The 23,217-nt window shown below is 55.4% G+C and carries 22 protein-coding genes and 1 pseudogene; 12 read left to right on the top strand and 11 right to left on the bottom strand.

The genetic code is table 11. The features are described 5' to 3' along the window. The first annotated feature begins 4 nt into the window (after positions 1 to 4). The 8 genes from murA to Q1B13_RS00280 all read left to right on the top strand — a co-directional run bounded on the left by murA (position 5) and on the right by Q1B13_RS00280 (position 5,645). Entirely contained in the window at positions 5 to 1,273 is a 1,269-nt protein-coding gene (gene murA / locus Q1B13_RS00315) for a UDP-N-acetylglucosamine 1-carboxyvinyltransferase (protein ID WP_299076819.1), read from the top strand. Continuing rightward, a complete protein-coding gene (locus tag Q1B13_RS00310) occupies positions 1,270 to 1,746 on the top strand; it encodes a DUF2948 family protein (RefSeq protein WP_299076816.1) in 477 nt (158 codons plus the stop codon). Before murA ends, Q1B13_RS00310 begins: the two co-directional genes overlap by 4 nt. Further along, the gene (locus Q1B13_RS00305; RefSeq protein WP_299076813.1) at positions 1,747 to 2,265 is read left to right on the top strand and encodes a GNAT family N-acetyltransferase; all 519 of its coding nucleotides are present in this window, start codon (positions 1,747 to 1,749) and stop codon (positions 2,263 to 2,265) included. Positions 2,266 to 2,324: 59 nt separating this feature from the next. Next, positions 2,325 to 3,626: a histidinol dehydrogenase gene (hisD, locus tag Q1B13_RS00300; RefSeq protein ID WP_299076810.1), complete on the top strand. Its 1,302-nt coding sequence runs from the start codon at positions 2,325 to 2,327 to the stop codon at positions 3,624 to 3,626. Between the two features lie 96 nt (positions 3,627 to 3,722). Continuing rightward, complete coding sequence (locus Q1B13_RS00295; protein ID WP_299076808.1) at positions 3,723 to 4,202, top strand: UPF0262 family protein; 480 nt, start codon at positions 3,723 to 3,725, stop codon at positions 4,200 to 4,202. Between the two features lie 3 nt (positions 4,203 to 4,205). Further along, entirely contained in the window at positions 4,206 to 4,658 is a 453-nt protein-coding gene (locus Q1B13_RS00290) for a low molecular weight phosphatase family protein (RefSeq protein WP_298936906.1), read from the top strand. A 2-nt stretch (positions 4,659 to 4,660) separates the two neighbouring features. Next, entirely contained in the window at positions 4,661 to 5,059 is a 399-nt protein-coding gene (locus Q1B13_RS00285) for a ketosteroid isomerase-related protein (RefSeq protein ID WP_299076805.1), read from the top strand. Then, positions 5,052 to 5,645, top strand: a complete 594-nt coding sequence (locus Q1B13_RS00280) for a GNAT family N-acetyltransferase (RefSeq protein ID WP_298936904.1) — start codon at positions 5,052 to 5,054, stop codon at positions 5,643 to 5,645. Before Q1B13_RS00285 ends, Q1B13_RS00280 begins: the two co-directional genes overlap by 8 nt. A 147-nt stretch (positions 5,646 to 5,792) precedes the next feature. Here the strand turns inward: Q1B13_RS00280 and Q1B13_RS00275 are convergent, their stop codons facing one another. The 4 genes from Q1B13_RS00275 to Q1B13_RS00260 all read right to left on the bottom strand — a co-directional run bounded on the left by Q1B13_RS00275 (position 5,793) and on the right by Q1B13_RS00260 (position 9,082). Further along, a complete protein-coding gene (locus Q1B13_RS00275) occupies positions 5,793 to 6,815 on the bottom strand; it encodes an adenylate/guanylate cyclase domain-containing protein (RefSeq protein ID WP_299076802.1) in 1,023 nt (340 codons plus the stop codon). A 3-nt stretch (positions 6,816 to 6,818) separates the two neighbouring features. Next, positions 6,819 to 7,178: a group 1 truncated hemoglobin gene (locus tag Q1B13_RS00270; RefSeq protein WP_299076799.1), complete on the bottom strand. Its 360-nt coding sequence runs from the start codon at positions 7,176 to 7,178 to the stop codon at positions 6,819 to 6,821. A gap of 155 nt (positions 7,179 to 7,333) precedes the next feature. After that, a complete protein-coding gene (locus Q1B13_RS00265) occupies positions 7,334 to 8,164 on the bottom strand; it encodes a class I SAM-dependent methyltransferase (RefSeq protein ID WP_299076796.1) in 831 nt (276 codons plus the stop codon). Between the two features lie 78 nt (positions 8,165 to 8,242). Continuing rightward, positions 8,243 to 9,082: an alpha/beta hydrolase gene (locus Q1B13_RS00260; RefSeq protein ID WP_299076793.1), complete on the bottom strand. Its 840-nt coding sequence runs from the start codon at positions 9,080 to 9,082 to the stop codon at positions 8,243 to 8,245. A 247-nt stretch (positions 9,083 to 9,329) separates the two neighbouring features. On the opposite strand from Q1B13_RS00260, the pseudogene Q1B13_RS26995 reads away from it, so the two are divergent. The 3 genes and pseudogenes from Q1B13_RS26995 to Q1B13_RS00250 form a co-directional block, all read left to right on the top strand. Continuing rightward, positions 9,330 to 9,728: pseudogene (locus Q1B13_RS26995) on the top strand (PAS-domain containing protein); the annotation flags it as partial. Positions 9,729 to 9,860: 132 nt separating this feature from the next. Further along, positions 9,861 to 11,573 (top strand): ATP-binding protein, encoded by a 1,713-nt coding sequence (locus tag Q1B13_RS00255; RefSeq protein ID WP_366870881.1) that lies wholly within the window; start codon positions 9,861 to 9,863, stop codon positions 11,571 to 11,573. Continuing rightward, positions 11,566 to 12,279, top strand: a complete 714-nt coding sequence (locus Q1B13_RS00250) for a response regulator (RefSeq protein WP_299076787.1) — start codon at positions 11,566 to 11,568, stop codon at positions 12,277 to 12,279. Before Q1B13_RS00255 ends, Q1B13_RS00250 begins: the two co-directional genes overlap by 8 nt. A gap of 798 nt (positions 12,280 to 13,077) precedes the next feature. Here the strand turns inward: Q1B13_RS00250 and Q1B13_RS00245 are convergent. The 7 genes from Q1B13_RS00245 to Q1B13_RS00215 all read right to left on the bottom strand — a co-directional run bounded on the left by Q1B13_RS00245 (position 13,078) and on the right by Q1B13_RS00215 (position 21,904). Further along, positions 13,078 to 13,917: an NAD(P)-dependent oxidoreductase gene (locus tag Q1B13_RS00245; RefSeq protein WP_298936898.1), complete on the bottom strand. Its 840-nt coding sequence runs from the start codon at positions 13,915 to 13,917 to the stop codon at positions 13,078 to 13,080. Further along, entirely contained in the window at positions 13,914 to 15,128 is a 1,215-nt protein-coding gene (locus tag Q1B13_RS00240; RefSeq protein ID WP_299076783.1) for a pyridoxal phosphate-dependent aminotransferase, read from the bottom strand. The genes Q1B13_RS00245 and Q1B13_RS00240 overlap by 4 nt, the downstream gene beginning before the upstream one ends. After that, positions 15,125 to 15,898, bottom strand: a complete 774-nt coding sequence (locus Q1B13_RS00235) for an HpcH/HpaI aldolase/citrate lyase family protein (protein ID WP_299076780.1) — start codon at positions 15,896 to 15,898, stop codon at positions 15,125 to 15,127. The genes Q1B13_RS00240 and Q1B13_RS00235 overlap by 4 nt, the downstream gene beginning before the upstream one ends. Beyond that, complete coding sequence (locus Q1B13_RS00230; protein ID WP_299076777.1) at positions 15,898 to 17,109, bottom strand: FAD-binding oxidoreductase; 1,212 nt, start codon at positions 17,107 to 17,109, stop codon at positions 15,898 to 15,900. The genes Q1B13_RS00235 and Q1B13_RS00230 overlap by 1 nt, the downstream gene beginning before the upstream one ends. Then, a complete protein-coding gene (locus Q1B13_RS00225; RefSeq protein ID WP_299076774.1) occupies positions 17,106 to 18,815 on the bottom strand; it encodes a hydantoinase B/oxoprolinase family protein in 1,710 nt (569 codons plus the stop codon). The genes Q1B13_RS00230 and Q1B13_RS00225 overlap by 4 nt, the downstream gene beginning before the upstream one ends. Beyond that, positions 18,812 to 20,899, bottom strand: coding sequence for a hydantoinase/oxoprolinase family protein (locus Q1B13_RS00220; protein ID WP_299076771.1), 2,088 nt, complete (start codon positions 20,897 to 20,899; stop codon positions 18,812 to 18,814). The genes Q1B13_RS00225 and Q1B13_RS00220 overlap by 4 nt, the downstream gene beginning before the upstream one ends. Before the next feature lie 93 nt (positions 20,900 to 20,992). Then, the gene (locus tag Q1B13_RS00215; RefSeq protein ID WP_299076768.1) at positions 20,993 to 21,904 is read right to left on the bottom strand and encodes a LysR family transcriptional regulator; all 912 of its coding nucleotides are present in this window, start codon (positions 21,902 to 21,904) and stop codon (positions 20,993 to 20,995) included. A gap of 364 nt (positions 21,905 to 22,268) precedes the next feature. Between Q1B13_RS00215 and Q1B13_RS00210 the strand changes: the two genes are divergently transcribed. Continuing rightward, positions 22,269 to 23,144, top strand: coding sequence for a carbon-nitrogen hydrolase family protein (locus tag Q1B13_RS00210; protein WP_299076765.1), 876 nt, complete (start codon positions 22,269 to 22,271; stop codon positions 23,142 to 23,144). Positions 23,145 to 23,217: the final 73 nt, after the last annotated feature.

Here is a 23,217-nt window from a genome sequence, read left to right as displayed (position 1 = left end):
GCAGATGGATTCGATTCTGGTGACGGGCAACGGGCCGCTGAACGGTCAGATACCGATTGCGGGGGCCAAAAACGCGTGTCTGACGCTGATGCCCGCGACTCTGCTCAGCGAAGAACCGCTGACGCTGACCAACGCGCCGCGCCTCAGTGACATCAAAACAATGACGGCCTTGCTGCAATCGCTGGGGGCCGAGGTGTCTTCGCTGCAAGATGGCCAGGTTCAGGCGATGTCCAGTCACGATTTGACCAGTCAGACGGCCGACTACGAAATCGTGCGCAAGATGCGCGCCTCAAATCTGGTGCTGGGTCCTTTGCTGGCGCGCTTTGGGCATGCGGTTGTGTCACTGCCGGGGGGATGTGCGATTGGCGCACGCCCGATGGATTTACACGTCGAAGGTCTCGAGGCCCTGGGGGCCGAGATTGAACTGAAGGATGGATACCTCTACGCCAAGGCCGCTGGCGGGTTGAAAGGTGCCGCGCATGAAATGCGCTTTGCCTCGGTCGGGGCGACGGAAAACATCGTCATGGCCGCGACACTGGCCAAGGGCACAACAGTTCTGAAAAACGCCGCACGCGAGCCCGAGATTGTCGATCTGGTCGAATGCCTGCGCAAGATGGGCGCGCAGATTGCGGGCGAGGGGACTTCGACGATCGAAATTCAGGGGGTCGACCGTCTGCACGGCGCGACCCATCAGGTAGTGACGGACCGGATTGAGCTGGGCACCTATATGCTGGCTCCGGCCATTTGCGGTGGTGAGGTAGAGCTGCTGGGCGGACGCATGCGGCTGGTTGAATCCTTCGCAGCCAAGCTGGATGCGGCGGGTGTCAGTGTTGAAGAAACCGACAAGGGACTGAAAGTGGCGCGCAAGAATGGTCGTGTGGCTGCGGTTGATGTAGTGACAGAACCTTTCCCGGGCTTCCCGACCGACCTGCAGGCGCAGATAATGGCGCTGATGTGTACAGCCGAGGGTACCTCGGTGCTGGAAGAGCGTATCTTTGAGAACCGGTTCATGCATGCTCCGGAACTGGTCCGTATGGGCGCGGATATCGAGGTACATGGCGGGACGGCTACTGTGAAGGGTGTCGAGCGTCTGAAAGGTGCGCCTGTGATGGCGACGGATCTGCGCGCGTCAGTCTCGTTGATCCTTGCCGGACTGGCCGCCGAGGGCGAAACAACAGTCAGTCGGGTCTATCATCTTGATCGCGGATATGAGCATGTGGTGCGCAAGCTGGAAGGCGTGGGCGCAAAGATTGAACGGATCAAAGGTCAATGACAGACGCAAGTTTTGAAGACGGGCGCGAGGCGGCGCTGAACCTTGGCGCCGAAGATGGCGATGACCTGCAGGTGATATCGACCCTGTCGCAGGACGCGATCTTTCCGGTCACCGAGATGACATGGAAGCCATCGCAGCGTCGCTTTGCCCTGCTGTTGAATCGCTTTCGATGGGAAGACAGGGACGCGGCGGCGCGGCGGAACCGGCCGTTCGAGCGGGTTCAGGCCGTTTTGATGTTCGATTCTGTTCTGTCTGTTGCCAGTCAGGGCATCGACCGGAGTGATCAGGACATGATCTTGTCTTTGTTGTCGGTCGATTTTGAACCCGGCGAAGATGGCGCGGGTCATGTTTTGTTGACCTTGGCAGGTGACGGTGCAATCCGGCTAGCGGTTGAGGCGCTGGATGCTACGCTCAAGGACGTGACCCGCCCTTACAAAGCCCCGTCAGGTCACGCGCCACATCATCCCGAGTAGATGGGAAACAAGCGCGGTATCCCACAAGCGTTCAACAAGCAGCCCGACGGGTTAGAGCTGCGACGGGCGACTGTGTTTGATGTGTTTGAAATGAGCGATGTGCTTATACGCTCAATCACGCGCCTATGCGCTGCGGATCATGAAGACGATCCGCAGGTACTGGCAGAATGGACGGCCAACAAAACCCCTGAAACACTCCGAGATTGGGTTCAGTCTGGGTCTGTACTCTGGGTTGCCGACTATGGCGGACAGGTCGCAGCGGTTGGTGGTCTGCGAATGGACGAGATCACTTTACTTTACGTTGATCCCAACCACACTGGTCGCGGTCTCGGTGTGGCTATGCTAAACCAGCTTGAGCAAGAAATAACTTCAACCGGGCATCCCGAGGCCCATCTGGAGGCCACACGGACCGCGCAGGTTTTCTATCGGAAGAACGGATGGGTGGCCACGGGTCAGTGCAGCGAACGCAATGACCTGTCGTGTTTTGCGATGCGCAAATCGCTGCACCCCACGGACTGAGGGTTGAGGCTGGCCCATCCCAGCGATATGTCCCGTTGAAACGCCCGGAGTGACAGATAATGCCCGTTTTCCTTGAGACCATATCGCCCGATTTCGAGGCCGCCTTTCAAGCGCTGCTAACTGCCAAGCGCGAAGAGAGCCCCGACGTCGACGCGGTTGTTGCGCAAATCATCGAAGACGTACGCAGCCGGGGCGATGCGGCCGTGATCGACTTGACCACGAAGTTCGACCGGCTGGAACTGACCCCGGACACGCTGGCCTTCAGCAAGTCCGAGATTGCCGACGCGGTCGTCACAGTCACGACACAAGATCGCGTCGCGCTGGAACTGGCTGCGGATCGCATCCGTGCCTATCACGAAAAACAAATGCCCGAGGATCGCGAGTGGGCGGATGATGCCGGCGCAACTTTGGGCTGGCGTTGGTCAGCTGTTTCCGCTGCCGGGCTCTATGTGCCGGGTGGGCTGGCGTCTTATCCGTCGTCTGTTCTTATGAACGCAATCCCTGCCAAGGTGGCTGGTGTTTCGCGTTTGGCGATCGCTGTGCCAACCCCGGACGGGCAGGTGAACCCGCTTGTCCTGCTTGCAGCGAAATTGTCAGGCGTTGATGAGATTTACCGCATCGGCGGGGCGCAGGCGATTGCCGCACTGGCCTATGGAACCGAAACGATTCCGCCAGTGGATAAGATCACAGGTCCGGGCAATGCCTATGTTGCAGCGGCGAAACGGCGGGTGTTCGGCAAGGTCGGCATCGACATGATCGCTGGTCCATCGGAAATCCTGGTGATTGCGGACAAGGACAATGATCCCGACTGGATCGCGCTGGACCTGCTCAGCCAAGCCGAACATGACGAAAGCGCTCAGTCGATTCTGATCACTGATGACGCTGCTTTTGGGCGATCTGTGGCGCAGGCGGTGGAAAAACGTCTGGAAACGCTGCAACGCCGTGTCATCGCAGGTGCCAGCTGGCGCGATTACGGTGCCGTCATCACCGTTCGCAATCTGGACGAGGCAGCGATGCTGTCCAATCGCATCGCGCCCGAGCATCTGGAGCTTTGCGTAGCCGACCCGGCGGGTCTTTGCGACAAAACCATTCACGCCGGTGCAATTTTTCTGGGCCAGTACACGCCCGAAGCGATTGGCGATTACGTTGGTGGCCCCAATCATGTGCTGCCAACGGCGCGGTCGGCACGGTTTTCATCCGGGCTCAGCGTGATGGATTTTCTAAAGCGGACCACGCTCAGCCGGATGACACCGCAAGCCTTGCGCATCATTGGTCCTGCCGCCGCGAAATTGGCGCAATCCGAAAGCCTCGAGGCGCACGGGCTGTCCGTTCAGGCGCGGCTGGACAGATTGAACGATTGAAGGCGCGCAACGTCTTTTGGGTGGTTGCCGATCGCGGCGTTGCCCCCTCGGCGCGCTTGGGTTAGGTCTGTTCTGATCTGAATGGACCGCACGAAAATGACCCGAATTACGCATATCGAACTGGACGACCGAAACCTGCCCCCGCCGACCCCCGAGATCGAGCAGGAGCGCAAGGTCGCCATCTTTGACTTGCTGGAAGACAACACCTTTGCGCTGCCCGCGCGGGACGACCGTGCCGTGCCCGATGGTCCTTACCATGTGCAGCTATCAATCCGCGACAAGCGTTTGGTGTTCGACATCGCGACGGAAGCAAGCGAAAAAGCGGCGGAATTCCATTTGTCGTTGGGTCCGTTTCGACAGGTGGTCAAAGACTATTTTCAGATCTGCGAAAGCTACTTTGACGCGGTCAAAACCCTACCGCCCAGTCAGATCGAAACCATCGACATGGCGCGGCGCGGTATCCATAACGAAGGCAGCCGGGTGTTGCAGGAACGGCTGGAGGGCAAGGCCAGTATCGACACCGATACGGCCCGCCGTCTGTTCACGCTGATCTGCGTGCTGCATTTCGGAGGCTGACGCGTGAAGTCGTTGCCACAGTCCATCCTGTTCTGTTGCGATCACAATTCGGTTCGGTCCCCGATGGCCGAAGGCATCATGAAGAAATTCTATGGCACCGGCACATATGTCCAATCCGCAGGCGTGCATAACGATCTCGAGATTGATGGCTTCTGCATCGCGGTCTGTCAGGAAATGGGGGTGGAACTGTCGCGCCACCGCTCGCGGTCGTTTGACGAGATGCAGGAATGGGGCGACGACCTCAGTTCGTTTGATCTGATCGTCTCTCTGTCCCCCGCCAGCCAACGAAAAGCGCTGGAACTGACCCGTATTTTTCACCTGGATGTCGATTATTGGCCAATAATGGACCCTACCGGGATGGGCGAGACCCGCGAACAGAAGTTACATCACTACCGACAGACCCGCGATCAGATCGTACAGCATCTGAAAGGCCGCTGGGGCGAACCAACGGAGTGAGAATGAACCAGACCGTCAAAACCTATTTCGAGGCCTTCAATGCCAGTGATGTCGATGGCATGCTGGCTTGTCTGTCCGATGACGTGGCCCATCACGTAAACGAAGGGCAGATCCGTGTGGGCAAAGAGAAATTTGCCGCCTTCTGCGCCCATATGAACCGCTGCTATCGCGAAAATCTGACCGATATCGTGATTTTCGAAGCTCAGGACCGCACCCGCGCCGCTGCCGAATTCACTGTTAACGGTACCTATCTGGAAACCGACGAAGGCCTGCCACAGGCGCGCGGCCAGACCTACCGCTTGCCCGCCGGATCGTTCTTTGACCTCAAAGACGGCAAGATCACTCGCGTCACCACTTTCTACAATCTCGCCGACTGGACCAAACAGGTCTCTGATGGCTAAGGTCACCGATGTTCGCGCCCTGACGGGCGACGCGCTGGGCGAGGCGCTGGACCACGTTGCTCTCCTGCGGATCGAGGTGTTCCGCGCCTGGCCTTATCTCTATGACGGCGATCTGGAGTACGAACGCAACTACCTGCAGGCCTACCGAGACAGCAACAAAGCGATCGTCGTCGGCGCCTTTGACAGCGAAACGCTGATTGGCGCATCAACCGGAGCACCCCTGGCCGATCACGCCGATGACTTCGCGGCTGCCTTCGACGGCAGCGGACTGGATATCAACGACATCTTCTATTGCGCAGAATCCGTCCTGTTGCCCACCTATCGCGGGCAAGGCGTAGGCCACAAATTCTTCGACCTGCGCGAGGCGCACGCCCGCGCACTGGGCTACCTCAAATGCGCCTTTTGCGGTGTCGAACGTCCTACTGATCACCCAATGCGGCCTGCGAACCATCGCCCGCTGGACGCATTCTGGAGGGCGCGAGGATATAAACCTCTGCCAGGAGTCGTCGCGCAGTTTTCCTGGAAGGATATTGGGGATGAAGGAGAAACATTGAAGCCGCTGCAGTTCTGGATTCGGGACTTGTGAGTGTTTGCTACGTTGGATGCTTAGCGGACCTTAGTCTTCGCAATACCAATGGCTCCTTTTAGATCGCCGACTTTCGCTGCATGTGAGGACACTCTCAGCGCTTCATGAAATGGGAGAGCTAGCGCGACATGCGATGTGTCCAAAAATTTAATTGCTGTCAGAAAGTTGCCAGATGGTTTGATTTCCAAATCCACGGATTGCCTTTTCTCCGATGCTCTTAAGATCAAACGTGTCCTTGAGAACGTTTGCTACATCATCTTGCACCGTGATCTGCATGGGATCTGCAAATTCTTGAAGACGAGAGGCGAGATTAACAGCTGGGCCGAAAATGTCATAAACGTACTTCTGGATACCCACAACGGAACCAACAACTGAACCGGTAGACAGACCAATACGACACTGCCACTGATGTGGATGGCTTAGGTTGCGTCGCGTTAAATATCGCACAAAGCGGATGGCCGTGTTAGCGATTGCTTTGGCGTGATCTGGCGTTGGATCGGGCAAACCTGCGACAGTAATATAGGCATCTCCAATGGTCTTGATGCGCTCACAACCGAATTGTTCGCCGATACGGTCAAACGCGCTGTAAATGTCGTTCAGCTCGGTGACGGTCACACTAGGGTCTTGGGACGCGACCATGTCAGTAAAACCAACAAAGTCGAGCATCAGGACAGACACAGGGTCATACATCTGCGGCGTTACCACACCGAAAGTTTTGAACTCCTCATAAACGGAACGGGGCATGATGTTGAGCAGCAGTTTTTCAACCTGCTCTTTCTCCCGCTTGATCTCGCGCGTGTTGCGTTCAACCATCATCGAGTAGGAATCAATCATTGATTCCAGCTCTTTAATGCGGGTGATGTTCTGACAGACCAGAACAAGCAGGTCTTCTTCCGCCGCCGTAAAATCAAGAGCAACCACCAGCGTTCGACGCTTCTTTTTGAATCTGATTTCGGACGTAAATCGCCCGGCATTTGTCAGGTCAGCTTGCATCGCATTTACGTCAAGATCGGGAAAAAGTTGCTGGAGTTGGGTCTGCTGTGCATCGCCACCGAACCATTCATCAAACGTATCGTTTCGGAAACCGAATTGGAGCGTTTGACGGTCCAGCAATGCAACACCAACACCAATGGCCCGGAGAAGTTGTTCGTTTATTGCTTCAATAGTCATAGGTCACCTAACAATGAGTGGGCGGCGTTTCTCAAACTCTGCAATCACCACTTCGATGTCCTCGCCTGTCATGCCATGCTGAGACAGAGTGCCTCTAAGCACCTCTTCAAGTTCATCGAAATGCGCGTCGGTGATGGAGAGATGAGAATGCAATTGGCGCAGTTGATTGTCCGTGTAAGACGCAGGACCACCCAGTAGCGATGCCATAAACTTGGTTTGATGGTCGACAATCCGAGACATATCAACGTCATCAAAAAAAGGGCCGATCTCATCATTGTCCAGAAGCATGTCGTAAAAGGAAAGTACGATCCTACTGATCTGCGAAAACCCTCCATACTTTTCGTAGAGTGTGCCTTCAGCCATCTTCATTTCCTTTCGACCAGAGTTAGAGCAAAGATGCGCCCCCTTAGTTTGAGACTACAAACCCTCTCTGGACAAGTTAAGCCTATCTATCGCCAACAGCTTAGTTGCCCTTCCGGCTGGGAAGCCAGAAGGGATTAAGGATACGTATCAGTGATTTAATGACGTTTGATTATTACTTCGACATATTCAGAAGAGATGCTCAGGGAACCATTGGTTGAGGTGTCGAATTTTTCAACAAGCGCCAAGATGTCGCTGCGCAGTGCGGCTTGTCCGACTTCATCCAAAGCATCAAAAGCCTTTTGCATCGGGCCATAGAAGGTGCGGAAGTAGTCCAAGAAGTGTTCAGCAGACCGGTAGCGGAACAGAAAGTTCTTGGGCTGGAACGATGCGACATCGCCCATGGTGCCAAATGTCTCATCCACCCACTCCCGGCTGCCCCACAATGCTGGAGAGCTGACCCCGGCAGGCGGTGGCACATGCCTTGCGATAGTTTTAAAAAGCTGGCCGATGAAGCTTTCTGGTGTCCAGTTGGCCATGCCGATCTTGCCACCAGGCTTTACCACGCGTTGCAGTTCCGCAGCCGATTGCTGTTGGTTTGGTGTGAACATAACCCCGAAAGTGGACACGACCGCGTCAAACGACTGATCTTCGAACGGCAGGTTCTCTGCGTCAGCGACCTTGTAGTTCACAAACAGACCTTCTGCTTTGGCCCGATTGCCACTGGCTTCAAGCAATTCGGCGACATAGTCCGTCGATGTCACGTTGCTAAAGCGCCGTGCAAAAGCCAGCGTCGCGTTGCCGTTTCCGGCTGCCACATCAAGGATTGTCGCGTCAGCAGGCATATCCATGGCTTCGGCAAGCTCTTCGCCCGTAATTTGCAGGGTTACTCCCACTTTGCTGTAGTCCCCGGACCCCCAGGCGACGTTCTGTTTTGCCTTGATCGCTGTGTAGTCGGTTACCGGATTGATTGTTGTATGCGCGCCCATGATATTTCTCCTTTGGGTGTCTTGCTGGTCCATCACCAGCGGTTTCATAGAGTGTTGCATTCAAAGAATGCGGTCGTGTCATGCAGCCACCAGACTTGGCCAGCTACAGGTTGCGGTTGGCCGCTCAGCGCTGGCCACATGCTCGAAAATGCGTGAGTTGACCCACTCTGGCTGGAAGATCGGCGCCATATGACCGAGCTCAGGCAGCAGTGCGATACGCGCCGCAGGGAGTGCTTTTGCTATAGCGACAGCTACGTGCTGGGTCAGTTCCGGGGATTCCAGACCTGTCATCACCAGTGCAGGCATCTTCAATATAGAGAGATCAGCCAACTCCCAAGTTTCCGCGAATCCGTTGGCAAAGTCAGCCCGGATTGCAGAGATCGCACCGGCAAACGTCTGTTTGGAGGCAAGTAAGAGACGATCCCAAAACCCTGCACCATTCCAGAAGTCCAGGAAGCGCTCCAGGCCTGCAGATGTATCATCGTCCTCTGCGGCCGCTGTCACCAGCGCTGCAACCTTCTGGATCTGTTGAAACAGAGATTTATCCGTGCTGTCCCCGTTCTCCAGAAAATGGAACGTCGCGGGTTCGTAGAGTGCCAGGCTTTTGACAAGGTCAGGGCGCGTCAGTGCGACCTTTATAGCAACTCCACCGCCGTTTGAGTGGCCCACGAGATGAACAGCGCGCCCGAACTTTTCGATCTCCCGGATCACTGGGGCTGCGGAACACGCAGCACCGTTCAGAGAGGCGTCACCGGTCAAAGGTGCGCGGCCACAGCCCGGCAGATCAAATGCGTAGACATCAAATCGACCATCAAAGTCCGCTTTCAATTGGCTCCATTGGCCACTGTTTGATACAGAGGAGTGCAAGGCGACAATCGGTGCATTGCTGTGTTCTATTGGTCGAGATGAAAAAGTCATGTGCTAATCCAAAGTGCGTTGGCGATGAACAATAACTGGCCCTTCAATGTTTCAGCGGGATGTCGGATTCGGGTGCACAGTGTTTCAGTTGTTGCGCAGCGTGTTTCCGCCTCGGTTCTGCTAACTGCCTTCCAAACATGACAATTTTCAGTCGTGTCTGGCTTGAGGTATGCGCCTGTGAAACAATTGAAACACAAGAAGGCGATTTTGAAATGGCATTGAAACAATGCTGCCTTAGACAATCGGGATGACGATGGACATGGCCAACAATCGTGAAGAAATCAAACGAGCGCAGGACCTCCTGCGTGATGCAATTGAATCTCTCAAAGAAGGATTCGCCCTATACGATGACAACCGCTGCCTTGTAATGTTCAATCAAAAATACGCTGAAATGAACAAAAGCGTTGCCCATCTTCTGAAACCCGGTCTGGATTGGGAAATCCTAATGCGCGAAACCGCGCGCAAGGGCCTATATGCCGACGCTGTGGGTAACGAAGAAAAGTGGGTGTCTGACAGGTTGGCTGGAGGCATCGAGTTCATTCAGGATTTTGAACTGACCGAAACAGACGGCCACACCTACTTGATTTCTGTTCATCCCACACGATTGGGTGGCTTTGTCGTTACCCGAGAAGACATCACAGCCAAGAAACAAGCGGAGGTCGAGGAACGCGACGGAGACCTTCTGATTAGAAAGGTGCTGGATGCCAGTGCCGCCATTGTGACTATGGCCCGGATTGGGGATGGCCAAATACTCTACCGAACCCCTGCGGCACTTCAGATGTTTGGACCCGCAAAATCTGCGCGAGAGCATTATGTCAATCCAGAACAGCGTGCGGATTTCATCACGCAGCTTTTGGCCGATGGGCGCGTAGATGATTTCAAAGTCGATCTTCTCAATGCCGACGCGAAAGTCTTTCCAGCATCCATCTCTTCGCAACTGATCGATTTTAAGGGCGAGGAGGTCATCGTCACCAGTATAATTGACCTGACCGTCCAAAAGGAAGCTGACGCCCTGATTAGACAGGTCATGGAAGCGTACCCGGCGGCTATTAATATGACCAAAGCAGACACCGGGGAGGTTCTTTTTGCAACGCCAGACCTTGAGGCGCTGTTTGGCCCTGCAAAAAATTCTGGATCGTACTACGCGAACCCGGCGGATCGCGAACGCTATTTGGCGGACCTTCGACAAGCCGGGGCTCTCAAAGATCGACGCATTGAATTTGTTGATGCGAAGGGACGGAAATTCTGGGGGGCGGATTCGTCACGCCTTATCGAATTTAATGGTGAAGAAGTCATTGTTTCCAACACCCGCGATTTGACTGAGGAATTGGCGCTCTCTGAGGAGTTGGCCAAACAAAAGGAACTGCTGTTTCAGAATGAAAAAATGTCAGCACTTGGGGAACTGCTTGCTGGTGTAGCCCATGAACTCAACAACCCGCTCTCTGTTGTTGTCGGTCATTCGCTGATGCTGAAAGAAGAGATCGCAGATCCTGACGTGATGGTTCGGATTGACAAGATTAGCGCCGCTGCAGAGCGATGTGCCAAGATCGTCAAGACATTCTTAGCGATGGCACGGCAACAACCCAGTAAGATTGAACAGGTCGATGTTGCCAGCGTAATTGAAACGGCGGCAGATGTTGTGGGCTATGGCAGTAAGTCAGGTGACATCAGCATCATGCAGGATATTCCTGACAATATGCCGCTCATTGCCGCTGACGCAGATCAAATCACGCAGGTCATCATCAATTTGATCATCAATGCCGAGCAGGCGCTAACGTCGTCTGGTTGTGGCGACCATATCAAAGTGTCGGCCAGATCACAGCCTGACGCAGGGATGGTTGAAATCACCATCCAAGACAACGGTCCTGGTATTCCCGCCGCCATTCGCCCCCGCATTTTTGAACCGTTCTTCACGACCAAGGAAGTAGGTGAAGGCACCGGGATTGGTCTCGCATTCTGCCACCGGATCATTCTTTCGCATGGCGGACAGATCCGCCTCGATCAGACTGATGGTTCCGGCACATGTTTTCGCATCACGCTACCCAGTGCTCTTGGTCAGCGATCAGAACAGGACGAGCCCACTCAACCGGTCAGTACGCCTGAAAGCCACAGAGCGTTGATTGTGGATGATGAGGTAGAGGTCGGCGAATTGAACGCAGAAATTCTTAGAAAAGAAGGCTTTGAAGTTGATTTCGTCACCTCAGGGGAAGAAGCTATCAGCCGTCTCGGCTCAATCAACTACGATGTTTTTCTCAGCGATCTTAACATGCCGGGTGTCGATGGGCGCCAAATATACGACGCTTTGGTGACTCACTTCCCAAAGATGTTGCGCAGGACTGCCTATATTACTGGTGACACGATGGGACAAAGCTCTCTGGGGTTGCTCAGCGAGTCTGGCCTTCCTTATCTCGAAAAACCGGTTTCACCAGCAGAACTCAGAGATCTTGTAGGCAAGCTGCTCGCCGACCAGAAGGAACGATCAGATGGATAGTCAGAATGCTCACATCTTGGTGTGCGATGATGAAGCCGACCTCCGCGAGATGCTGCAGGAGTATCTGGGCAAACGAGGATACAAGGTATCGGGCGCTTCTAGCGGCAACGAACTTCGCGAAATTCTGACAGCCCATAGCGTCGATGTCATCATTATGGACATCAATATGCCAAAGGAAGACGGTCTTTCAATTCTACGGTCCCTTCGTCCGGAAGACACGACACCTGTCATAATGCTCACCGCTGCCGGTGACGTCGTTGATCGGATCATTGGCCTTGAAATGGGGGCCGATGACTATCTTGGCAAACCTGTCGACTTGCGAGAGCTCGAAGCTAGGATAAAGGCAATTCTTCGGCGCGAAGCAATCAGCGGTTCGACGAAGGTAGAAAAAAATACTACGAACCGCGCTTTGTTTGGCGACTTCGTTTTGGACAAAGACGCAGCAAAGCTATTTGCGGCTGATGGATCCGAAGTCCAATTGACAGCCATGGAATACAGCCTGCTTAAGGTTTTTTCAGAAAACAAGGGGCGCGTCCTGAACAGGGACCAACTCTTAGAGCAGGCGCACGACCGCTCTTGGGACCCATTCGACCGTAGTATCGATATCAGAATCTCCCGATTGCGCCGGAAACTTGAAGCCAATCCTGGAAAGCCGGAAATCATCAGAACAGTGCGTGGCATCGGTTACTTGTACGATCCAGCTTAAAGTAGTTTCAGATGGCTAAATCGTGCACAGGTGGCAGCTCTCCTCATCGCAAGTAGGCATCAACAAATGTCCACTAAAGGTCGTGATTTCTGGGCACTGCCCTCCCGCTTCCCAAAAACGGACATTCGCTGCGGGACAGAGTGCCGGGAAATTGGGCTCGATCCGAACCACCGCTGCGCCGCGGAGGTGGGTCCAGCCCGGACGGGCGACCGGTAGGTGCCGCCCTCCATCATGGTTCAAATGTCGATTCTCGGCGCATCTTCAAGTTCGACGTCAAGGTATCGCACGGTGCTGTCGACCTTTGTGACTCTGAGCCCGACTGCCAGATGCTTAACCATGCACAAATTCCACAAATCCGCTCAGAGCTGACGCAGGAGTGTCTCCTTCAAAAACTTTACAGTTTCGACAAAAATCGTTGGAGCTCCGTTCGTCCACAAGACCGACATTGTGTTTCCTCACTAACCCGAAGTTCTGCCCGGTGATATTGGCCCTTACTTCTATGCCGTCGTTCCAATCTTCGTCATTCGGTTTCAACACCGGTGCGCGGGATCAGTGACCAGCAGAGTTCACCAACATGTTAATGCGACCCCAATGGTCCATTACCCGTCGACTAACTTCTTAGTCTTCTTCGGAGTTGTTGGTGCCTGGAATGCCGACGCTGCCGTGATCTTTCGCAAGGGCTTTGCCTTTACAAGAGGACGAAAGAATCCGGAATTGAAGCCGTCTGCAGCCAAGGCGCCTGCGCTCTTTGCACCCATACCGGAGCCATCGGCAGTTATCAACGTAACGTCGGTGCGATCAATCTTTTGCCGTGTCGTCGGCGTCGAGGTTCAAATGCGCCATGCCGCTGTGTCCGAGCTCTACGGCCGCGAAGGGGCCGCCGTGATGGTTGTTGGCTGGATCGTGGGGGTCCAGCGGGCCATCATTGGTGTAAATCTGTTCGGCGAATTGTTCGGCATTGTCTTTCGGACGATAGCCCAAGTGCTGTGCCTTGGCATTGTCGACTGGCGCGCGGTCGTTGTTGGATACGCCATAGACCACGCTGAACCCTGTGATCGGCGTGCTGATCGCGCGTTCAACCATGTGGATTAGATCGTCGTAGCTGAGCCAGGTGCCCACGGCGCGTGAATTGGTCGGCTGCGCGCAGGACAGAATACGCATGCAGACCGACTCGAGCCCGCGCTTGTCCCAGTAAAGCGAGGCGAGATCCTCGGCAAAACATTTGGCCAGCCCATAAAACGTGTCCGGCTTGTGTGGCGCATCGATGCCGATGAAGTCGGTCTTCTTGTGCATCCCCACGGCGTGGATAGACGACGCATAGATGACGCGGCGCAGTTTGTTGCGGTGGGCGGCCTCCCACACGGTATAGGCACCGTAGAAGTTCGGTCCCCAAAGTACCTCCAAAGGGGCTTCATCGCCCACGGCCCCGAAATGCACTACCATATCTGCGCCCTTCAATAGCGCGACCATGGCGTTGAGATCGGAGATGTCCGCCTTCACATATGTCTCATTCGGTGCGAGGTTTGATACAGTGTCAGCAATGTCCGAGGAGACAAATTCCTCGCAAAGTTTGGATAGAGGTTCGCGCAGATACGAGCCAAGGCGACCGGCAGCGCCGGTGAGTATGATTTTTTTCATGGGCGAAGTCCTTTCAGGTCGGCGACGGCCTTTGCAATGCCGTCAAGCGCTTTGATCAGCGTCTCTTCGGACGCGGCTGTCGAGATGCGGAAGAAAGGCGAGAGATCATAGGCGCTGCCAGGCACAGCAGCAACGCCTGCGGCTTTCAGAAGATAAGTCGTGACATCCGCGTCAGAGGCAAGGGTATCACCATCATGCGTCGTGCTGCCGATCAGCGCTTCACAGCCAATGAGCCCGTAAAATGCACCGCCGGGCGGATCAAGTGTCAGGCCTGGAATATCTGCAACCCGTGCCACAACAAGGTCCCTGCGACGCTCAAAGGCAGCGCGGAAACGACGCACCTCATTCTGTGGACCGTTCAGAGCAGCAGCTGCGGCAGCCTGGGCGATGGAACAGGCTCCGGATGAAATCTGGCTCTGGACCTTGGTCATGGCGGCAATCAAGCCCATTGGTCCTGCTCCATAGCCGATACGCCAACCCGTCATAGCATAGGATTTTGAGACGCCGTTTACCGTCAGCGTTCGGTCTTTCAGATGCGGACAGAGCGCCGCAAACGAACGGAAGATACGTCCATCAAATAGGATATGCTCGTAAATCTCGTCCGACAGAACCAAAACACGTTCATGATCTGCCAGCACAGATCCAAGCGATACGATTTCGGCGTCTGAGTACACCGCACCGGAAGGGTTCGATGGCTGGTTCAAGAGCAGCCAACGGGTCTTGGGCGTGATCGCTTCGGAAAGCTGTTCTGGCTTCAGGCGAAAGCCCGCGCCCGCCGGGCATTCCAGAGGCACAGGCACACCGCCCAGGATCAACACGATGTCTTTGTATTGTCCGAAATAGGGAGCGCAGAGCAACACTTCGTCGCCTGGCTCCAGCGTTGCCATGAGGGCACTGAAGAGCACTTGTTTGGCGCCGTTTGAGACGATCACTTCGTCCAGCGCATAGTCGAGATTGTTTTCGCGTTTCAGCTTGTCTAGGACTGCTTGCCGCATCTCCAGGGTGCCGTTTGTGGGTGGGTATTTAGTCTCGCCCCTTAGCGCGGCTTGATGCGCTGCTTCTTTGATATGATTGGGCGTATCAAAATCCGGCTCACCCAGCCCGAGGTCGATCACATCTTCGCCTCGCGCTTTGGCCGCTTTTGCAGTTTGGCTGACCCAGGCGGATGCCGACGGCTTGACCAATGCGAGACGCGATGAGGCAAAACTCATGCCAGCGCACCCTTTGCCTGCGCCAATGCAGCGTCAGCGGCACGCGCCAGAAGTCCGGTATCAGTGGCAATTGCCGCAAACGTGAAGCCTTCGTTAAGCAGATCGGCCGCGAAGGTGGGGTCTGTGACCAAAGTGCCGACAGGCATGCCCTTGGAAATTAGCTTTTGTGCTGCGGGTTTGATCAAGGCCCACACATCAGGGTCCATCGGTTTGCCAACTTTGCCGATATCGGCGGCGATGTCGGCGGGCCCAAAGAAGATACCGCTGACACCTTCGACCGCGCCAATGGCCTCGGCCTGTTCCACGGCGGCACAAGTTTCGAGCTGTAAAAGCACCGTGGTTTCATCCTCGACACGTGCCACGTAGTCCGGAATGCGGCCAAATGCGGTCGCTCTTGTTGAGCCAGAGACACCGCGAATGCCACGCGGCGGATAGCGGGTCGCGGCAACGGCCTGCTCGGCCTCTTCCACCGATTGGATCATCGGAAACAAAAGGCCCGGCGCGCCAAGATCCAACAGCCGCTTGACTGCTATCGCGTCATTCCATTCCACGCGAACCAAGGCTGTGGTCGGAGACGCCGCAAAAACCTGCAATTGGCCCAGCACACTGAAGTAGTCGTTGGCACTGTGCTCCATGTCGATTAGTGCCCAGTCATAGCCCGCCGTCGATACCACCTCGGCCGCGAAGTTGCTGCACAGGCTGATCCAGAGGCCGACTTGCTTTTCACCAGCAGTGATCGCGCTGGTGAATCGATTTTCTGGGAGCTCCATTAAATGATGGCTTTCTCAATGATTGGTCGGTCTGCAGCGATACGTTCATAGTTGAAAGGCGTCATATCGAGCACTCGGTATTCGCCATGCGTCAGCCATTCAGCTGTGCCGCGCCCCATGGCAGGTGACTGTTGCAACCCATGGCCGGAGAACCCGTTGAGAAAGATGAAGTTCGACAGCTCTGTATGCGGTCCCATGATCGCGTTGTGATCAAATGTGTTCATCGCATAATGGCCGCCCCATTCACTTTGAACTTTTATTGCCTCGAATTGCGGAATTCTGGTCGCGAGGATCGGCCAAATGTGGTTCTCCCATATGGAGTGATCCATCGCGAAATCGTCGTAATCCACGGCTGGGTCAACGTCGGAATGCCCGCCACACTGATACGTCCCTCCGCCGTTTTCGCGCACGTGGACGCCAGACGGGTCAATTGTGAGCGGCAGATCCCGATCGAGCGGTTGCTCGGCCTTGAAGATCCATGAGTAACGCTTGCGTGGTTCAACTGGGACGTCGATGCCGGCCATTTTCGCAGTTCGCGCTGCGCGAGGGCCAGAGGCATTGACAACCTGACCGCAGGCGATCACTTCGCCCGACGCAAGGGTCACGCTTTCCACTTTGGTCCTTGCGGCGTTGCGGGTCATGGCAACAACCTCGTTTTGGACCCATTCCACTCCGCGCTCACGGCTTTGGCGACGCCACCAGTCATTTACAGCCGCGCCGTCCCAATAACCTTCGTCGACAAGGTTGATTGACCCCAGCACAATGTCATCGACGTTGTAGAATGGGTAAGCCTTTTTGATTTGCTTCGGCGTCATCAACTGTGTCGCCGCGCCTGCCGCCAACTGAACCTGCTGGCTTTCGCGCAATACATCAGCAAATCTGTCGTTGTCGGCGAAGTACATGTAACCAAAGGAGCGGATACCAAGCTCAGGCACACGTTCATCGCCCCCCATATAGCTGCGAATGTTCTTCACGAAGTCGGCGGCAAACTGGCTAATCCGAACGTTCAACTCCGTCGAAAACTGTTGCCGCATACAAGAGTTGGTATGCGCTGTGGAACAGGCTGTAAGGGTCATGTCCCGCTCAATGACCAGGACCGAACCATTGAAATCCTTGTTGTCAGACAGAAACCACGCGGTAGAGGCCCCCATAATGGCGCCTCCGACGATGACCACGTCATAGCTCTGCTGGTTTGGGCTTTGGTTGCTCATATCTGTTCTCCCCTTGCGACTGCTGACTGGATCGCCGTTATTTCTTGATCAGACAGGCCATAGTCCCGCTGTGCTGTATCCGTCGAGATATACCCACGCGCCAAATCACGCTTGACCAGCTCCTTTGGGCGCTCGGCAGGATCTCCGTAACCAGCGCCACCGGGGAACGCCATGACTACTTTGCGACCATGCGGTACGAACTGCTTGCCTTTCACCTGCATGACCGACCCGTCGTCTTGCGCAATCGTCGTGGGCGCTCCGGTTTGTCCACCTCTGCGGCCCCGTGCGGGGTGCTGGCTGCGGTCGAACATGGCCTGAATGTCGAACTCATGCCCCTCTTGTGCGCCGACCACCATGTACTGTCCCAAACCGCCACGCGTCTTGCCCGCACCGCCGCTGTCGGGGCGCAATTCCTTGCGCCAGATGATGACGGGACCTGCGTGTTCAGTCGCTTCTATGGGCATGGTCATGACCCCCGACGGGAAGGCGGTGGCGTTCAAACCATCATGCTCAGGCCGCGCGCCGGAGCCTCCTGAGTTGAAAGTCAAAACTTCGGACCGTCGTGCATCTGCTGGCGCGGGCGCATCGCTTCGAGGACGCAAGCTGACTTGGAAATTACATAGACATCCGGCACCTTCGGCGGGCGCCAGACCCGGCACAATCTTGTCAAAGGCGTCATAGACCGCGTCCGGCACAAAATGCCCCACGATATGGCGCAAGGCCACAGGTGCGGGATGAAGTGCATTCACGATGGAGTTTTTCGGCGCAGTGATCTCGAACGGTGCGAGTGAGGCCGCGTTGTTCGGGATTTCCGGTGCAATCGCGACCTTGAGCGCGTAGCAGGCATAGGCTTTGGTATAGACAAGTGGGCAGTTGATTCCCTTTTTGTCCAAGCCGGAGGTGCCGGTGAAGTCGGTGACGATCCGATTCCCCTCGACACTGATCTTGACCTTTAACGTGATCGGCACGTCAAAACCGTCCATCGTCATTTCGCCAACAGCAGAGGTCTGCGGCAGGGCCGCAATGGCCTCGATCGTGGCACGACGAGAGTTCTCCAGGATAAAGTCAGCAACGCTGTTCAATTGGTCGAGTGTGAATTCCTCCATCATTTCGATCAGGCGGCGGTGGCCGATTTCGTTGCACGTGGCAAGCGCGTAGATGTCACCGATGAGTTGGTCAGGTTCTCGAACGTTTCCGCGGATGATCCGCACAAGGGTCTCGTCTACCTCACCGCGATCCGCAAATTTCATGATTGGGATATAGAGTCCTTCCTCATAGACGCTTTGCGCATCCGCGCCAAAGCCACGACCACCGATATCCACGATATGCGCTGTGCAGGCGAAATAGCCGACCAGAACACCTTTGTGAAAGGACGGGGTAACCATGGTGATATCATGCAGATGGCCCGTACCTTCCCACGGATCGTTCGTGATGTAGACGTCACCTTCAAACATGTTGTCACGGCCAATCCGACGGATGAAATGCGCCACAGCGTCAGCCATCGCGTTCACATGCCCAGGCGTACCGGTCACGGCTTGAGCCAGCATGTTGCCATGGGTGTCGTATACGCCCGCTGACAGGTCTCCGGCCTCGCGGACAGATGTTGAAAACGCCGTACGCACAAGCGCTTGCGCCTGTTCTTCCACGACCGAAATCAGGCGGTTCCACATAACCTGATAGGCGACTTTGGAATGCTCCTGCGTCATTGGGCTGCTCCCTTCTTCACCAAATCAATACACCCATCCGGCTGTCGGATGGCATCACGGCTGGCAGGCACGATGATGGTAGTCTCAGCCTCGGTCAACGCTGCCGGGCCTGAAGCCCGTTGCCCTGTTTTCATCGTTGCCCGATCAATCACGTGCGCGTCGAGATAGCTGCCTATGCTGGCATCAAAGAGTTTCCGCGTCCCGTTCAAGGCGACCGGTGCGCTGCCATCGGTTTCTGCAATCTGCGTCACTTGCTCAGGTGGTGTAGTGGCGTTCACCGACCAAACGGTGATCTCGATATCAATGCCAGCAACCGGGCGACCAAAGAGCTTTGCGTAATCTTCTTCGAACCGCGCTTCGAACGTGGCGGCATCGGGGTTCATCGCCTGGCTCTCGGTCAAATCGATCGGGATTTCCCAGCCCTGACCTGTATATCGCATGTAAACCTTGAACTCAGACAGGATCGGGCTGACCTCATCGCAGGTGCGCACGAAACCGGTGGCCTCTGCCTTCAGATCGGATAGAAGGTGCTTGATTTTATCTGCATCAAAATCGCTCAGTTTCATATAAACAGATCGATTGGCCTCAAAGCTGAAGGGTGCGCGCAGAAATCCGATGGCCGAACCAACACCAGCCCCAGGTGGAACCAGAAGGCGCTCCACCCCCAATTTCTCGCAAAGACGACCGGCATGCAGCGGGGCAGCACCACCAAAGGCGATCATCGTGTATTCGCTAAGATCTTCGCCGTTCTCGACCGCATGGACACGCGCGGCGTTCGCCATGTTCTCATCCACCACTTCGGCCACACCGAAAGCAGCCTCAACCGCGCCCATTTCTAGCGTATTGCCCACATGAACTGTGAGTGCCGTTTTAGAGTTGTCCGGATGTAGGGTGATCGACCCACCAGCGAAGTTATCCGGGTCCAGTTTGCCCAGCACCAGATCGGCGTCCGTCACTCCCGGCCGCTCGCCGCCGCGGTCGTAGCACGCAGGTCCCGGTTCGGACCCCGCGCTTTCAGGGCCGACGCGGATCTGCCGCATTCCGTCCACATGGGCGAGGCTGCCGCCGCCCGCGCCAATTTCAACCATGTCGATCACGGGGATCGAGATGGGCATCCCAGAGCCCTTTTTGAACCGATAGGTCCGCGCAACTTCGAACACGCGACTAGTTTTAGGCGTCTGGTTCTTGATGAGACAAATCTTGGCAGTGGTCCCGCCCATGTCAAAACTCAGCACCTTGTCGAGGCCATAGCGCGCAGCGATGTGCGCCGCGAAAACCGCGCCGCCAGCCGGTCCACTTTCCACGAGTCGCACAGGAAAATCAGCGGCATTCTGGATCGAGATGATCCCGCCACCTGAGTGCATCAGAAAGATGCGGCACTGAACACCTTCGCCGTGCAACCGGTCCTCAAGCCGTCCTAGGTAAGACGCCATCAGCGGTTTGATGTAGGCGTTGGCAACGACTGTATTAAACCGCTCGTACTCGCGCATCTGAGGCGAGACCTCGGAAGAGATCGAAATCGAAACATCCGGTAGCCGTTCGGCCAAAACCTCGCGCACCAAAAGTTCGTGCTTTGGATTGAGGTACGAATGGATCAGACCAACCGCGACACTTTCAAAGCCGGCTTCTGCGATGCGATCGACCAAGGCTTCGACATCAGAGCGTTCAAGTTCGACCAGAATTTCGCCCTTGGCGTTCACGCGACCTGGCACCGTGAACCGCATCTGCCGCGGCAAAAGGGGGTCAGGCAAATTGAGGTTGAGGTCGTATTGCTCAAACCGACTTTCGGTGCGCATCTCGATCACATCGCGGAACCCTTCGGTTGTGATTAATGCAGTCTTGGCGCCACGCCGCTCAATCAATGCATTAGTGGCCAGCGTGGTGCCGTGAATGATTTGCTCGATCTCAAAGGGGGCAACGCCTGCTTTGGCACATACCTGGTGCATCCCATCGATGATTGCATTTTCGGGGGCAGCATAAGTCGTCAGCACCTTGACAGAGTGCTGCTCTCCATTCTTCTCAAGCACAACATCCGTGAAGGTGCCACCGATATCGACGCCCAATCGAATAGATCCAGCCTTCATGTGTATCTCCACAGCCACAAGCATTTCGCTCGTTCAAATGGGACCACAGTGCACCAGAAATCAAATCAATTGATTTTCTACACCCGATAGATTTTAGTTATCGTTGGTAGCAGCTGGCCGAATGCTTGCTGCTATTTCGCTCGCTTTTTCAACATAGCGTGGTGACTGATCAGCGTTGAAGCGCGCAAAAAACTCCAGAGGTGGTGCAGTCCAATCGGCATCCAGTGTTCTCAAGTGCCCCTTATCGAGTTCGTCTTTGACAAGAGACCTTGGCAGGAGCGCCGCGCCCATCCCTTCACTGACCATGGGAAGACACGCGGATAAAGCGCTGGAATGAACAATCTTCCCAACATCGTAGCCGCGTTCAGTCGCCAAGTCATGCAAGGCCCGTCCAGCGGCGGTATGGCGGGCGTGGGTCAAAACAGCCCTTTCAAAAAAGCGTGCTACAGAGTTTCCTCCGACAAGACCCTTCGCTAGTTCTTCATTCGAAACCCAGATATACGTTTCGCTGGATAGCATTCGCTCGCCTGTTGCTTGATAAGCGAAGGGGCCGTTTTGCAATGCGAGATCAAGCTGTCCTTCCCGCAGACGCTCTTCAATTTTGCGAGACAAATCAACCTCAAGCTCAACCCTAAGGTTGGGATAGTCTCGCCGCAAAAGACGCAAGAATTGTTGTAGCCAAGTACAAGCGACGAGTTCTGTCACGCCCAATCGCAGCCGTTCTACGATAAGCTCCTGACGACCCGCCGCTTCCAGCAACGCTTCGCCCGCACGAAGGATGTCCCGCGTGCGTTCAAGGAGTTCCGAACCTTTTGTTGTCAAACGCACCGAGCCAGCATCGCGATATAGAAGCGTGACATCCAAAGCAGCTTCCAGGGCTGAAATACGAGATGAGATATTCGGCTGAGTTGTTCCAAGTGCGATGGCGGCGGCTCTAAAAGTTCCGGTATCAACCACAAACGAAAAGGCTTCGAGCTGCTTGAATGTGATCTGACTTTTAATCATTTTTGCTCACACGATAAGTTTTCCTGATCATGCACGACGTTGTCTTTTTAGCAACGTATATGAGAAGAAGAACCTTACTCTTCCAACATTTCGCTGTCGCAATGTACGCTACACGGACATTGGTTTCATCGGCAATAAAGTAGGTTTTGTCCGCAAACTGTGAAACCGGGATCCAGAATCTCTGCGCCATGCACGAATTGCCAGAAAAATCGACACCGCGAGCGCACGCAGCATAAAGTCGAGAGTTCCAGTGAGGGCTCAAAGCAGAACTCGACGTTTAATCCTTAGCGATTGTTTGATTGCTCTGTACACGCGACGACGCTGCCTTTTAGTGTCTCGGCAAACCGTCCCAAGGAATGCTCTGATGAAAGTCGCGACCGCTGCGTACAACCTCGACTGGCTCGATAGCTGGGCACAGTATGAGGACAAGCTCGAGGCTTGGGTGTCTGGGGCGGCAGGGAAGGGGGCCGAGCTATTGGTCTTTCCCGAATACGGCGCGATGGAATTGTCGACGTTGGACGGGGTCGTTGCGGCGTCAGATCTGGAGCGCTCGATCCGGGCGGTTTCCGAACGTATGGAAGATGTACAACACATACATGCCCGCCTCGCAAAGACTTACAACACATACATTTTAGGCGCTTCCGCCCCGGTTTTGGCCGGGGCGGGGCGTCCGGTGAACCGCGCGGTGCTTTACGCTCCGACCGGTGCGTTCGATCATCAGGACAAGCAGATCATGACCCGGTTCGAGCGCGAGATTTGGGACATCGCCCCCGGCGGGCCGCTTAAAATATTCGACACTGCGCTGGGTAAAATCGGCGTGCTGATCTGCTATGACAGCGAGTTCCCTTTGCTCGGTCGGGCGTTGAGCGAAGCTGACTTGATCCTGGCTCCGTCCTGCACCGAGGCCTTGTCGGGTTATTGGCGGGTACGTATCGGCGCTATGGCCAGAGCCCTGGAAAATCAATGTGTTACAGTGATGGCGTCGCTGGTCGGGGCGAATAATTGGTCCGAAGCCGTAGACATGAATACCGGCACAGGTGGCATCTTTGGACCACCAGATAAGGGCTTTCCGCAAACGGGTGTTTTGTCCGAGGGTATTCTGAACCAACCCGGCTGGACCTATGCTCAGGTAAATCTCACCGAGATTGCCGATGTCCGCGCCGATGGTAACGTGTTGAACCGAGCCCATTGGGCGGAACAAAATCCCCGAGTCGATTCAGTCACATTATGTTCCCTTTAGGCGAATCCGCCCTTGAAATAAGGCGGAAATAGGCTCATTTAGGCGCACATCCCCGCAGATTCTGCGGGTGCAA

Source organism: uncultured Ruegeria sp. (assembly GCF_947489545.1).
Classification (GTDB): domain Bacteria; phylum Pseudomonadota; class Alphaproteobacteria; order Rhodobacterales; family Rhodobacteraceae; genus Ruegeria.
This window is presented reverse-complemented; position numbering and strand designations above follow the sequence as displayed.

Bases quoted from the DNA above. Each gene is read 5' to 3' on its own strand.
- Q1B13_RS00270 (WP_299076799.1), bottom strand. From the start codon at position 7,178: ATGGCTGAAGGCACACTCTACGAAAAGTATGGAGGGTTTTCGCAGATC.
- Q1B13_RS00260 (WP_299076793.1), bottom strand. From the start codon at position 9,082: ATGACTTTTTCATCTCGACCAATAGAACACAGCAATGCACCGATTGTC.
- Q1B13_RS00210 (WP_299076765.1), top strand. From the start codon at position 22,269: ATGAAAGTCGCGACCGCTGCGTACAACCTCGACTGGCTCGATAGCTGG.
- Q1B13_RS00255 (WP_366870881.1), top strand. From the start codon at position 9,861: ATGTTTGGACCCGCAAAATCTGCGCGAGAGCATTATGTCAATCCAGAA.
- Q1B13_RS00305 (WP_299076813.1), top strand. From the start codon at position 1,747: ATGGGAAACAAGCGCGGTATCCCACAAGCGTTCAACAAGCAGCCCGAC.
- Q1B13_RS00235 (WP_299076780.1), bottom strand. From the start codon at position 15,898: ATGGAGCTCCCAGAAAATCGATTCACCAGCGCGATCACTGCTGGTGAA.
- Q1B13_RS00275 (WP_299076802.1), bottom strand. From the start codon at position 6,815: ATGACTATTGAAGCAATAAACGAACAACTTCTCCGGGCCATTGGTGTT.
- Q1B13_RS00250 (WP_299076787.1), top strand. From the start codon at position 11,566: ATGGATAGTCAGAATGCTCACATCTTGGTGTGCGATGATGAAGCCGAC.
- hisD (WP_299076810.1), top strand. From the start codon at position 2,325: ATGCCCGTTTTCCTTGAGACCATATCGCCCGATTTCGAGGCCGCCTTT.
- Q1B13_RS00245 (WP_298936898.1), bottom strand. From the start codon at position 13,917: ATGAAAAAAATCATACTCACCGGCGCTGCCGGTCGCCTTGGCTCGTAT.
- Q1B13_RS00215 (WP_299076768.1), bottom strand. From the start codon at position 21,904: ATGATTAAAAGTCAGATCACATTCAAGCAGCTCGAAGCCTTTTCGTTT.
- Q1B13_RS00220 (WP_299076771.1), bottom strand. From the start codon at position 20,899: ATGAAGGCTGGATCTATTCGATTGGGCGTCGATATCGGTGGCACCTTC.
- Q1B13_RS00280 (WP_298936904.1), top strand. From the start codon at position 5,052: ATGGCTAAGGTCACCGATGTTCGCGCCCTGACGGGCGACGCGCTGGGC.
- Q1B13_RS00310 (WP_299076816.1), top strand. From the start codon at position 1,270: ATGACAGACGCAAGTTTTGAAGACGGGCGCGAGGCGGCGCTGAACCTT.
- Q1B13_RS00225 (WP_299076774.1), bottom strand. From the start codon at position 18,815: ATGACGCAGGAGCATTCCAAAGTCGCCTATCAGGTTATGTGGAACCGC.
- Q1B13_RS00265 (WP_299076796.1), bottom strand. From the start codon at position 8,164: ATGGGCGCGCATACAACAATCAATCCGGTAACCGACTACACAGCGATC.
- Q1B13_RS00230 (WP_299076777.1), bottom strand. From the start codon at position 17,109: ATGAGCAACCAAAGCCCAAACCAGCAGAGCTATGACGTGGTCATCGTC.
- Q1B13_RS00295 (WP_299076808.1), top strand. From the start codon at position 3,723: ATGACCCGAATTACGCATATCGAACTGGACGACCGAAACCTGCCCCCG.
- murA (WP_299076819.1), top strand. From the start codon at position 5: ATGGATTCGATTCTGGTGACGGGCAACGGGCCGCTGAACGGTCAGATA.
- Q1B13_RS00240 (WP_299076783.1), bottom strand. From the start codon at position 15,128: ATGAGTTTTGCCTCATCGCGTCTCGCATTGGTCAAGCCGTCGGCATCC.
- Q1B13_RS00285 (WP_299076805.1), top strand. From the start codon at position 4,661: ATGAACCAGACCGTCAAAACCTATTTCGAGGCCTTCAATGCCAGTGAT.